The 11,949-nt window shown below is 74.4% G+C and carries 9 protein-coding genes; 3 read left to right on the top strand and 6 right to left on the bottom strand.

Annotated features, from left to right (window positions below; genetic code table 11):
* Window positions 1-80: 80 nt before the first annotated feature.
* From ACGFIO_RS27335 to ACGFIO_RS27320, 4 genes are all read right to left on the bottom strand, one after another.
* The gene (locus tag ACGFIO_RS27335) at window positions 81-2,750 is read right to left on the bottom strand and encodes a CHAT domain-containing protein (RefSeq protein ID WP_392829858.1); all 2,670 of its coding nucleotides are present in this window, start codon (window positions 2,748-2,750) and stop codon (window positions 81-83) included.
* Window positions 2,747-3,751 carry a hypothetical protein gene (locus ACGFIO_RS27330; RefSeq protein ID WP_392829856.1) on the bottom strand — a complete coding sequence of 335 codons (1,005 nt, stop codon included), beginning with the start codon at window positions 3,749-3,751 and terminating at the stop codon, window positions 2,747-2,749. The genes ACGFIO_RS27335 and ACGFIO_RS27330 overlap by 4 nt, the downstream gene beginning before the upstream one ends.
* 7 nt (window positions 3,752-3,758) lie before the next feature.
* Window positions 3,759-4,565, bottom strand: coding sequence for a hypothetical protein (locus ACGFIO_RS27325; RefSeq protein ID WP_392829855.1), 807 nt, complete (start codon window positions 4,563-4,565; stop codon window positions 3,759-3,761).
* Window positions 4,566-4,732: 167 nt separating this feature from the next.
* Window positions 4,733-5,266 carry an FHA domain-containing protein gene (locus ACGFIO_RS27320; RefSeq protein ID WP_392829853.1) on the bottom strand — a complete coding sequence of 178 codons (534 nt, stop codon included), beginning with the start codon at window positions 5,264-5,266 and terminating at the stop codon, window positions 4,733-4,735.
* Window positions 5,267-5,632: 366 nt separating this feature from the next.
* On the opposite strand from ACGFIO_RS27320, the gene ACGFIO_RS27315 reads away from it, so the two are divergent.
* Window positions 5,633-8,434 (top strand): BTAD domain-containing putative transcriptional regulator, encoded by a 2,802-nt coding sequence (locus tag ACGFIO_RS27315; RefSeq protein ID WP_392829852.1) that lies wholly within the window; start codon window positions 5,633-5,635, stop codon window positions 8,432-8,434.
* 27 nt (window positions 8,435-8,461) lie between these two features.
* On the opposite strand, the gene ACGFIO_RS27310 is transcribed toward ACGFIO_RS27315, so the two are convergent.
* On the bottom strand, window positions 8,462-9,205 hold the full coding sequence (locus ACGFIO_RS27310; protein WP_392829850.1) for an SDR family NAD(P)-dependent oxidoreductase: 744 nt from the start codon (window positions 9,203-9,205) through the stop codon (window positions 8,462-8,464).
* An 86-nt stretch (window positions 9,206-9,291) separates the two neighbouring features.
* Between ACGFIO_RS27310 and ACGFIO_RS27305 the strand changes: the two genes are divergently transcribed.
* On the top strand, window positions 9,292-9,861 hold the full coding sequence (locus ACGFIO_RS27305) for a TetR/AcrR family transcriptional regulator (protein WP_392829848.1): 570 nt from the start codon (window positions 9,292-9,294) through the stop codon (window positions 9,859-9,861).
* A gap of 4 nt (window positions 9,862-9,865) precedes the next feature.
* On the opposite strand, the gene ACGFIO_RS27300 is transcribed toward ACGFIO_RS27305, so the two are convergent.
* Window positions 9,866-10,714, bottom strand: coding sequence for a helix-turn-helix transcriptional regulator (locus tag ACGFIO_RS27300; protein WP_392829847.1), 849 nt, complete (start codon window positions 10,712-10,714; stop codon window positions 9,866-9,868).
* 100 nt (window positions 10,715-10,814) lie between these two features.
* Here ACGFIO_RS27300 and ACGFIO_RS27295 point away from each other — a divergent pair, with 100 nt between their 5' ends.
* Window positions 10,815-11,822, top strand: coding sequence for an FAD-dependent oxidoreductase (locus ACGFIO_RS27295; RefSeq protein WP_392829845.1), 1,008 nt, complete (start codon window positions 10,815-10,817; stop codon window positions 11,820-11,822).
* Window positions 11,823-11,949 lie beyond the last annotated feature (127 nt).

Below are 11,949 nucleotides of genomic sequence, written 5' to 3'. Positions count from 1 at the left end.
AACCAGGATGAGGGCGCGCCGCGGGCGACGCGCCACACTCTGAACCGCGCCTCGCACTCGACTGATCCACGAGACGCGACCTAACAGCCCTGATGGGTCAGGCCGGCCCACGCCGTGACGTCGTCGATCGGGCCGGTCAGCAGGGCGCGCAGCGGCACGGGCATCGTCGGCGGCACCTTCCGGTCCGGGTTCAGCATCCAGCGCTGGGCGTGGTTGAGGGCGTCCACCGGGCGCTTGCCCTCGGCCCACAGGTAGTGATGGGCCATGAACATCAGCAGTGAGGTGGAGTCGCTGGGCACCGCCCACAACGAGCCGAACACGCTGCGGGTCCCGGCCACGAGGAAGGCGGTGGTCAGGCTGAAGGCCTCGTCGTACGCGCCGCTGGGCACGCCGGTGGTGCAGGCGGCCAGCGCCACCAGGCCGATCTCGGTCGTCCGGCGGCCGCGGAGGATGTCGTGGGCGGTGAGCCGTCCGCCGCCCAGGCTCAGGAACGAGCCGTCCACGCCCGCGCGCACCGTGCCGTGGCAGGCCAGGTGCAGCACGGCACCACCACCGGCGGCGAGCCAGCCCCGGACGGCGCCGGAGGTCGCTTCGCCGCCCTCGAGCAGCGTGGCCGAGGGAAGGAACGCGGCCCTGATCGCGCCGGCCTCGGCTCGCGCGTCGGGCAGGTCCCCGTCCGGGTCGGCGACGATCAGGGCCGGCGCCTCCGCGGCGACCGGCGGACGGCCGGCGTTCTGGCACAGCAGGCGGGCCGAGCCGGCGTACGAGAAGGTGGCGACCTCGACCGCCCGGGTGCCGTCCCGGTCGCGGGCCGCATGCCACGGCACGGCGGCCAGATCACCCAGCGGCACCAGCACCATGCGGGGCGCCCGGCCGATCGGCCACCGGTCCAGCGTGTCCAGCAGCGGGCCGATCACCGCCGGCCAGGCCCAGTCGCACAGCCGGTCGAGGCCGGCCCGCCAGTCCCCGCCGGCCGTATCGGCGTCGGCCGCACCGGCGTCCCGGAGGCCGAGGGCGTCGACATGGGCCGCGACCCGGCCACCGGCGGTCAGCCGGGGCAGCGGGAGGAAGGCCGGCCGGACCGCGTGCAGCTGCGATGACGGGACCAGAAGGGCGCCGCCCGTACCCGGATCGTCCGGGGGAATCAGATAGACCAGGACGTCCGCGCGTGACGCGCTCAGCGCCGAGCCGATCTCGGCGACGTCCGGCGGATCCAGCGTCTCGGGCACCGCCGCGTCGGACGGCGTCGCGCCGGTGAGCACGGTGAGCACCTCGGCCCGCAGGTCGGGGTCGGTGGCATCGCCGCGCCAGCGGGCCAGCAGGTCCTCGCGGCCCAGCCCGGCCAGCCGCGCCGGCACGTCCATCTCGACCGTGGCCGCGTAGAGCATCAGGCAGCGCCCGGCGTCGAGCGCGAGGGCCGCCGTCGCCGGCTCGCCGTCGGCCAGGCACCAGCGGGCCACCTGCCGGGCGTCGTCGGCGGCGTGCCGGGCGGCGGCCACCGCGTCCGCCGTACCCGCCTGCAGCAGCACCGACCACGCATGGCCGCGCAACGCCTGCAGTCCGGTCGTCCGGCTCCGGGCGGGCCGGCCGTCCAGCCGGTACGCCAGCCCGAGCACCATGGCGCAGAACGTCCAGACCGGATGCCCCGGGTGACCCATCTCCTCGCGGGCCGTGCTCAGGCGCCGGATCGCCTCGCCCAGCACCGGCCGGCCGCCGCCGAGCTGGTAGTGGACGGTGAGCAGCTGGCCGAGCTGGGTCAGGATCAACGGCCGGTGCTGGTAGCCCCCGGGTGCGATCCGATCGGCCCGGCGCAGCAGCTCGATCGCGCCGACGACCCCGGCCGGGTCCTGCCGGTCCATGGCCGAGCGGGCCCGATGGGTCGCGGCCACCAGGAGCCGCCAGGCGCGTTCGGCCGGGGCCGGCCCGGGACCATCGGCGTCCTCGGGCCGGACGCTACCGTCCAGTTCGGACAATGTCTGGCGTAGCGCGGGGCCGGCCGGGTAGCCCGCGGGCAGCTTGCCGACGATCGCGCTCATCGCCTCGACCGTGGCCGGAAAGCCGTCCATCTCACCGCGCTGGGCCGCGCCCAGGCCCACCGCGCCGGCCAGCATGGCCTCGGTCATCGCCCGGTCGGTGGGGGTTAGATCGTCGCGGGACAGCAGGTCACGCGCCTGCCCGGCGGCGGCGGTGGCGTCGCCGTAACTGCCGATCACGCCGGCGCGTTTGACCGCCAGCGCGGTGCGCATGACCCGGACCAGCCAGGCGGTGGGACTTTCGGGCGGGATGGCGCCGGCCAGGTCGTCGAGACGCCGCAAGGCTTCGGTACGGTCGTACGCCGGGTCGTCCGCGTATGCCGCGAGAACGTCGGCCATGGTCCGCAGCAGGGCCGCCGACCCGGGCATGACCGGATCGTCACCGGCGTCGTCGACCATCGCCCGCACCTCGGCCAGGTCGACCGGCTGACCGCGCAGCCCGGCGTGGAGCCGCCGTAGGGCCAGCCCGCGCCCGACCAGGCCCCGGGCCCGGCCGCGATAGGGGCACGACTGATAGACCCGCACCGCCGTGGCCAGGATGGCCGGGTCCTGGTCGCGGTCGAAGCGGGCGCCGAGAGCGTGGGCGCGCGCGAGGTCATGCGCCGGCGTGGGCCGCAGCTCGGGCTCGGCCAGCGCGACGATCAGCGCGTCGAGTTCCCCGGTGGGCATTCCGGCCAGGCCGGGGAGCAGGGCCAGCGGGTCGCCGATCGGGGTCACGAGGCCAGTTCCTGGACGAGCCGGTGGGCCTCGGCGACGAAGTGGCTGTCCGGCGGGAACGTCGATCGGCGCTGGGCCAGCGCGGTCTGGGCGGTGGCCACGGCCTGCGGCCGGTCGGCCGTGCGGGCCAGCACCAGCAGAGGCCGGGCCGGGTCGAACACCGGCGGGGTGCCGTGCAGCGCGTACGCCAGCCGGGCCACCCGGGTGGCCTGGTCGGTCTGCCCGGTCAGCAGCAGGCCCTCGGCCAGCAGCACCCGCGCCCGCGGCAGCTGGTCGAAGCCGGTCGCCGGGCGCCGGTGGTCGTCGTCGGTGTCCTCGAGCTTGGCCAGCTCCTCGGCGAGTTCCAGGGCCCGCGCCGCCGCGCCGGGGTCGTCCCGGCCGGCCGCCAGCAGAACCTCGGCCTGGATCCGGCGGGCCACGTCGGCCGACGGCCGGTCCGGTGCCGCCCCGCCGCTGCGCCGGCGCACCTCGTCGCCGATCAGATCGAGCGCCTCCGCGAGGTCGTCGCGTGGGGCGGGCCGCGGCCGCGCCGGCTGGAACGCGGCGAACCAGGCTCGGTCGCGCAGCACCCAGGCCAGGTCGGCCCGTGCGTCACCCAGCCGCCGGTCACCCGGGCCGGCGCCGGTCCGCTCGATCTCGCGCCGGCACAGCTCGACCAGCGTGTCGAGGTCACCCGGGCGCCCGCGGCCGCGCAGCTGATGCCGGTGGCGCGAGCGGATGGCGACCGCTGCCGCGTCCGACGGCGGCAACGACGCCGTGGCCCGGCCCAGCAGCTCGGACCAGACCGGCAGGGACTCGGCCGGGGTACGCCCGGCGTCGCGCCGTGACTCCAGCGCGTACTCGACGCCCAGCGTCACCTCGTGGGCCGGCCCGAGCAGCCGGGTGGTGTCGGCGGCGAGGACCTCGAAGTCGGACACGTCACGGCCGGCGCCGATCAGCGTCTGCAGGCGGGCGCTGAGCCGGGCCGCGACCCCGCGCTCCTGATCGTCCTCCGGCCGCATCGAGCGTTCACTCCGGCGCCGACTCGAGCACCCGGATGGCGTCGCGCATCATCTCGACCGCCTGCCGGCGCTGCTCGTAGGGTGCCCGGGAGTTGCGGGTGAGCTGGTCGATGGCCTGGGCCAGCCGGCGGTTGCCGGTCGCCGGGGCCGACGCCGGCCGGATCTCGCGGCAGATCAGGTGGACGACGCCGTCCGTGCTGCAGCCGCCGGTCAGCCGCAGCCGGATCGCCTCCCGCAGCATCCGCTCGGCCTCGGCCGTGGTCATCCGCTGCTCCCGGATCACCAGCAGGTCCTCGACCGCGCAGGCGGGCGGGGCGTGATCGAGGGCCGACGCGAGCGCTTCCTCCCGGACGGCCCAATCGAGCAGGACTCGGATCAGGCACTCCGCGACCGCCGGGCGCGGCACCTCGGCCGCGCGGAAGAGCTCGTGCATCCAGCCGACCCGGTGCGGCCAGTAGCTCCACACCTTCGTCTCGTCGATCAGCATCTCGGGCACGGTGGCCCGGTCGAGGAGGCGGGCGATCGCCCGGACGGGTCCTTCCGGGGCGGACCGGTAGGCCCGGATCAGCGGCCGTTTCGCATGCGGCCCGGCGACGCCGAAGAACGTCGTCCGGGAGCCGTGCGGGCGTACCGCGGAGACGATGTCCACCCAGGAGAGACCGCGGGAACCGGGCTCGGCGATCAGCGTGTCGACGGCGCGGTAATAGCTGACCTTCGTGTTCCAGTGCTTGCGGACCGACGGTTCCGGACCGGCCAGCTCGCGACGCCATCGCACGGCCACGGTGTCGCGCAGCTCGTGAAGAACGAACGTCAAGGATCACCTCGGGAATCAGCAGAAAGATCAGGACGACGCGGGACCCGCAAACCTTGCCGACACCATGTCAGGCTAGAGCATCATCGATCTCATCAAAATATGTGAATCGGGGGACTTCGGTGGTCCGGCGGACATGAACACCGACCGATCGGCCGAGGTATTCCGGGTCAGCGCGCCGGCCGTTCGGCGGCGCTCGTCGGCTCGTCCGCCAGCAACTCGACCGCACCCCACAGGGTCCCGCCGAGCACGATCCGGTCGCCGTCGCGGAGCCGCTCCTCGGTGCCCGGCGCCAGCCGCGATCCACCACGGACGGTACCGTTGGTGGAGTACTCGTCGCGGACGAAAGCGCGCCCGGCGGCGTCCACCCGCAGGGTGACGTGCCGTCGCGAAACGTCCTCGAAGCGGCCCAGATACTCGGCGTACGGCGAGATTCCGGCCCCCCGCCCCAGCGCGACCCGGTCGCCCCGGCCGACCTCGACCACGTGCGCGCCCGGGTGGAAGGTCACCCGAAGCCGGTCACCGACGGTAGCGCCGGGCTTGGCTGTGGGCGCCGGCATCGACCCGCCGGACGGCAACGCCACGGTCTCGCCGCCGGTCCCGCTCCACTTGGGTGAGACCGGCACCAGGCCGCCGCAGATCCGGCAGGCCGGCTCGTCCCGATCGGCCCGCAGACCACACTCGACACACGTGCGGGCTGTCATTTTTCTCCTCGGCGGCCAATGGGAGTTCGGAAGGCGCCGGGCCATTCCGCGAAATTCGCCGGAACCGCGGAATGGCGCGACCGAGGCGATAATGGAGAGTCAGAACTGTACGTGCCCCCGGGCGGCCGGGGACTCGGCCGGACGTACAGATTCACCCCGGTGGCCGTGAACAGGACCGGGCCACCCCCGTATTACATGGTCCGGTCCGTTCACGTCCCCGGGCATCGGGTTCCGGTGGCCCGGCTCGATGATCGTGGCACTCAGTGTGGTCCCGTACGGTTAACGAAATGTTGTCGCCCAGGCCGGCGGGGGTGTGACCGGCCGGAGAGCGGCGGCATCGGGTCGGTCGAGGACGGGGGAGAGGCTGTGGTGGAGGTCCGCCTGCTGGGTCCGGTGGAGATCTGGGCGGACGGCCGGTCGGTCGAGCTGGGTCCACCGCAGCGACGGCACACGCTGGCGGCGCTGGCGGTCGACGCGGGGCGGCCGGTCGCCATCGAGACGCTGATCACGAGGGTGTGGGACGACCCGCCGCCGACGGCCACCCGGGTGTTGCAGGTGCACATCACTCACCTGCGGCGGGTGCTGGCCTCCGCCGCCGGCGCGCCGCCGGTTCGCCTGCTGCGCCGCTCCAGCGGGTACGTTCTCGACATCGCGCCCGAGCGGGTCGACGCCCACCGGTTCGCCGACCACGTCCGGCGGGCCCGGGACGCCGACCCCGTCACCGCGCTGGAGTTGCTGCGTACGGCCCGTGGCTGGTGGCGCGGGGAGCCGCTGGACGGGCTGACCGGGCGGTGGGTGGAGCGCACCCGGGACGCGTACGGGGAGCGGTATCTCGCCGCCACGGTGGCGTGGGGACGGGCCGAGTTGCGCGCCGGCCGCCCGCTCGCGGTGCTCGGACCGCTGACCGAGCTCGCGGTCGATCACCCGCTGACCGAGCCGCTGGCCGATGTGGTGATCCGGGCGTACGCCGCCGCCGACCGGCCGGCCGACGCGCTCGCCTACTACGCCGAGTTCCGCCGCCGGCTGGCCGACGAGCTGGGCGCCGACCCCAGCGCCACGCTGCGGGAGCTGCACCAGGCCATGCTGCGCGGGGAACCGGTGGCACCACCGGACGGCGCCGAGGTGCCGTCGGCCGTCGTGCCGGCCCAGCTGCCGGCCGATGTTCCCGGTTTCGCCGGCCGCAACCTGGCCCTGCATACGTTGGACAATCTGCTCGCGGAGACGGCGATGGCCGTCGCGGTGGTGTCGGGCACGCCCGGGGTCGGCAAGACCGCCCTGGCCGTGCACTGGTCGCATGCGGTGCGGTCCCGGTTCCCGGACGGTCAGATCTACGTGAACCTGCGCGGCTTCGACCCCACCGGCCAGGTCGTCTCCCCGCAGGAGGCGCTGCGCGGGCTGCTCGACGCGCTCGGCGTCGCGCCCGAGCGGGTGCCGGCCACGCTCGACGCGCAGGCGGGCCTCTACCGCAGTGTGGTGGCCGGCCGGCGGCTGCTCATGGTGCTGGACAACGCCCGCGACGTCGAGCAGGTCCGGCCGCTGCTGCCGGGCACCGCCACGGTTGTGGTCGTGGTGACCAGCCGCGCCCATCTCACCGGTCTGCTGGCCGACGGCGCGTCCCACGTACCGCTGGGTCTGCTGTCCCGGGTGGAGGCCGAGGAACTGCTGACCAACCGGCTCGGGCCGGGGGTGGTGGCCCAGCGCGACGCCCTCGACCAGGTCATCACCGCCTGCGCCCGGCTGCCGCTGGCGTTGAGCATCGCCGTGGCCCGGACCAGGCAGACGGACTTTCCGCTGAGCGCGCTGGCCGCCGAGCTCGGCGAGGCCGGTGACCGGCTGACCGCGTTGGAGGTGGGCGACCCGGCCGGTGACGTCCGGGCGGTGCTGTCGTGGTCGTACGCCGCCCTGAGCGAGCCCGCGGCCCAGCTGTTCCGGCTGTTCGGCCTGGCCGTCGGCCCCGACATCGACGTCCCGGCGCTGACCGGCCTGGCCGGGCGGTCCGAGCGGGACCTTCGCGCACCGCTGCGCGAGCTGACCCGGGCCAGCCTGGTCACCGAGTACGCACCCGGCCGCTACAGCCAGCATGACCTGCTGCGCGAGTACGCGGCCGAACTCGCCCGCGCCGACGACGCCGACGACGACCGCCGGGCGGCCACCGTCCGCCTGCTCGATCACTGTCTGCACACCGCGTACGCGGCCGATCGCCTGCTCAATCCCGCCCGGGAACCCATTCTGCTGCCCCTCGGCGAGGCGGCCGAGGGCGCGCGTCCGGGGCAGCCGGCGGACCTCAACGCCGCGATGGCCTGGTTCGGAGGGCACCATGCCGTCCTGGCGGCCGCGCTGAGGCAGGCCGCCGCGACCGGGTTCGACCGGCTGGCCTGGCAGCTCGCCTGGTCGCTGGACACCTATTCCTCCCGGAAGGGTCATCTGCACGATCAGCTCGAGGCCTGGCAGACGGCGATCGAGTGCGCCGGCCGCCTGGGCGAACTGCCGGCGCGCGCCTACGCCCACCGAAACCTGTCCCAGGCCGACATCAAGCTCGGCCGGTGGGACGAGGCGAACGACAATCTGCGGCGCGCGCTGGAGCTGTTCACGACGATGGGCGACCGCATCGGTCAGGCCCGTACGCAGCACCACCTGGCGTACATGTGGGGTCAGCGCAAGCAGCCCGCGCCCGCCCTCGGGCACGCCAAGCAGGCTCTGGCGCTCTTCGCCGGCACCGACGACCGGCCCGGCCAGGCCGAGGCGCTGAACGCGATCGGGTGGTACCACGCGATGCTCGGCGAGTACGAGCAGACGCTGTCCCACTGCCGGCGGGCGCTGGAGCTGTTCGAGGCGGACGGCGACCTGCACGGCGCGACCAGCACCTGGGACAGTCTGGGCTTCGCCCACCACCACCTCGGTCACCACGCCGAGGCCGTCGACTGCTACCAGCACGGCATCACGCTGGCCCGCACCCTGCAGCACGACTACTTCGTCGCCGAACTGCTCGTACATCTGGGTGACACGCACCGCGCGGCCGGCCAGCCCGCCGCGGCGCGTGTCGCCTGGACGGAGGCCGAGCAACTGCTCACGGCCCTCGAGCACCCGAGCGTTTCCGGGGTCCGGGAGTCGTTGCGCCGTCTCGACGACCGGGTCGGCGCCGACCACGGACCGCATTCGTTCGAGTAGCCGGCCCGGTCGGCCTCGCGCGGTTGCTCAGGCCGCCAGCGGGCTGCTCTCGCCGCCGTGCACGCTGATCACTGTCCCGTTGACGTAGCTGCTGTGGTCGCCGACCAGGAACAGGACGACGTCGGCGATCTCCTCCGGGTCGCCGACCCGGCCGCGGGCGGTCAGCCGGTTCATGACGTCGACCGGGCCGCCCAGCGTCTGTTCCATGCCGGGGGTGCGGGTCACGCCCGGTGCGACCCCGTTGACCCGGACGCCGGAGCCGCCGAACTCGGTGGCCCAGTAGCGGGTCAGCGTTTCCAGCGCCGCCTTGGTCCCGCCGTAGACGGCACCGACCGGCGCGACCATGTGGGCCACGGTCGAGCAGATGTTGATGATCGCGCCGTCGCCTCGCTCGGCCATGCCCGGGGCCAGCGTCGCGACCAACTGGAACGGCGCCCGGATGTTGACGGCCAGGTGCCGGTCGACGATGGCCGGGCTCGTGACCGGGGTCGGCATGATCTCGTACACGCCCGCGTTGTTCACCAGGATGTCCACGGGCCCGGCTTCGGCGGCGAGCCGTTCGACGTCCTCGACCGAGGACAGGTCGGCGGCGACGAACCGGGCCCGGCCTCCTTTCCCGGCGATCGCGGACACCAGTTCGGCCCCGCGATCGGCGTTCCGGCCGTGCACCACGACGTCGGCGCCGCTCTCGGCCAGCCGGGCCGCGACCGCCCGGCCGATGCCCGCCGTGGCCCCGGTCACCAGGGCGGTCTTTCCAGTCAGATCGGTCACGTCGATCCCCTCGGGTCAGTAGAAAATGCGATGTGCGGGAAGATGTGTACGAACCCGTACACATGACGATACGGTACTGTACACCTATGGGAACGCGTGGCGAGGCCAGAGCCGATGCGATTCTGGACGCGGTGGCCGAGCTGCTCTCCGAGGTCGGCTACGACCGGCTGACGACCGACGCGGTGGTCAACCGCGCGCAGGCGTCCAAGACGACGCTCTACCGCCGGTGGCCGGGCGGCAAGGCCGAGCTGGTCGCCGCCGTGCTCCAGCGGGCGGCCGACTGCGCGCCGGCCGAGGCCAAGAACACCGGCAGCGTCGAGGGCGACCTGCGGGCCTGCCTGACCTCGATGGCCGACACATTGACCGGCCGCAGTGGACCCGCGTTGATCGGGCTGCTGGACGCCGCCCGGCAGGACGCCGCCCTGCGCGAACAGATGCGCCGCCTGTTCGAGGCGTCCTGCCGCGAGAACGCGACCGCACTGACGCGGTACGCACTGGCCCGGGGCGAACACCTCGACGAAGCCCTCGTCTACGAGGCCCTGCGGGTCGCCTTCGCCTGGACGATGAGCCGAATGGTCTTCGACGGCGCCACACCGAGCGCCGAAACGTGCCGCGACTTCGTCAGCGGGACCCTGTCGCGTCTGGTCTCGGACTGATCGGTCAGCCGGCGACCAGACGGAGGGCGGGCACCCGTGGTCCTTCCAGCGCGGCGGTCGTGGCCGCGTCGGCGGGCAGGTGAACGATCAGGCGCTGGGCGTCGTCGGCGGAGAGGTCCAGGGTCTCGAACGTGAGTCGCAGCTCGCCGAGCGCGGGGTGGACGAGGCGCAGCGTACCCGTCGGGGTGGGAAAGCCCGGCACCTCGCGGACCCGGCGGGTGAACGCCTCGCCCGCCGTGGCCGCCAGCTCGGCGGCCAGCGCCGCCACGGCCGCGTCGGCCTGCAGCGGTCCCAGCTTGAGCGACGCCACCTGCTCGTCGGCCACCCGGTTCCAGTCCGGCAGCGCGGTGCGGGCGCGCGGGTCGGTGAACACGTACCGGACCAGGCTCGGCGGATCACCGTCGAGCAGGCCGATCGGGCCGGCCAGCCGCTCCCAGCCGGACGTCCAGGCCAGGGTCTCGCCGACGTGGTTGACGAGCATCGCGGACGTCGGCTCGAGCCGGTCGAGCAGGGCGCGCACGCCCGGCCGGACCAGCCGCGAGGGCCCCGCCTCGCCCCGGCAGCTGAAGCTCGGGTCGGCCGCGTTGGCCAGCCGGTGCAGGCGCACCCGCTCGGCCGGTGACAGCCGCAGCACCTCGGCCAGGGAGTCGAGCACGGGCGGGGACGGATGCCGGTCGCGGCCCTGTTCGAGCCGGGTCACGTACTCAACGCTGACACCGGCCAGCGTGGCGACCTCGGAACGGCGCAGGCCGGGCGTGCGACGCCGGGAGCCGGCGGGCAGGCCCACCTCGGCCGGGCTGATCGACTCACGGCGTACCCGCAGGAAGAGCCCCAGCTCGTTGGTGGCGGTCACCGATCGAGCGTAACAAGGCGGCCGGGCCGGATCGTGTCCCTGCTGCTACCAGCCTGACCGCGGTCTCCCTGTTCCCGGCGCCGGGAACCAGGGTCATGGCATGACCGATGCGAAGAAGGTAGTGGTGGTCGGCGGCGGCTACGGCGGTGTCGCCGTGGCCAAGACGCTCGACGACGTGGCCGACGTGGTGCTGGTGGAGCCGCGGGAGACGTTCGTGCACAACGTGGCGGCGCTGCGGGCGATGGTCGATCCGGAGTGGCCCGAGCGGCTCTTCATCCCGTACGACGGGCTGCTGAACCGAGGGCGGGTGCACCACGACTGGGCGGTGCGGGTGAGCGCGGACCGCGTCGAACTGGCCGGCGGCGCGGTGCTGCCGGCTGACTTCGTGGTGCTGGCGACCGGCGCCGTGTACCCGTTCCCGGGCAAGCCCGGCCCGGCCGACCCGGACTGGTTCGCCGCCACCCGGCGCAGCCTGCTCGCCGCCGGCAGCATCCTGCTGGTCGGCGCGGGCCCGATCGGGCTCGATCTGGCCGGCGAGATCAAGTCGGCCTGGCCGGAGAAGCGCGTGACAGTGGCCGGCCGGTCGCCGGTCCTGATGCCCGGGTTCCCGGACGAGTTCCGCCGCGAGCTCACCGACCAGCTGAGCGCGCTCGGCGTCGAGCTGCGGCTGGGGATCACCGCCGACCAGGCCGGCCCGCACGACTTCACGTTCGACTCCTTCGGTACGCCGCCGGACACCGGTTACCTGGATCCGGCGCTGGCCGGGGCCCGCGATGCCGGCGGTCGTCTCACTGTCACGCCGGAGCTGCGGCTGCCGGGCGTACCCACCGTCTTCGCCGTGGGCGACGTCACCGCGGTGCCCGAGATGAAGACGGCCCGGATCGCCGGCCTGCACGCCGACATCGTGGCGGCCAACATCCGGTCTCTCATCGACGGCGACGGCGGGCTCAAGACCTACACCGCGGCCCCGGACGCGATAGTCCTGACCCTCGGCCCGCACGCCGGGGTGAGCTACATCCCGGGCACCGGTGTGCTCGGCCCCGGTCCGACCGCCGAGATCCGGGCCGATTACCGGCTGGCCGAATACCGCCTGCTGCTCGGGGCCTGACCGGGCGCCGAACTGTCCCGCCGTGGGGGGGGCCCCCCCCCCCCCCCCCCCCCCGCGGGGGGGGGGGGGGGGGCGCCCCCCCCCGCCGGGGGGCCCCCCCCCCGGCGCGGGCCGGCGCCCCCCCCCC

The organism is Actinoplanes sp. NPDC049265 (assembly GCF_043197135.1).
Lineage (GTDB): Bacteria > Actinomycetota > Actinomycetes > Mycobacteriales > Micromonosporaceae > Actinoplanes.
Note: the sequence above shows the minus strand (reverse complement) of the source record. Positions and strands in the feature narration are given on the sequence as shown.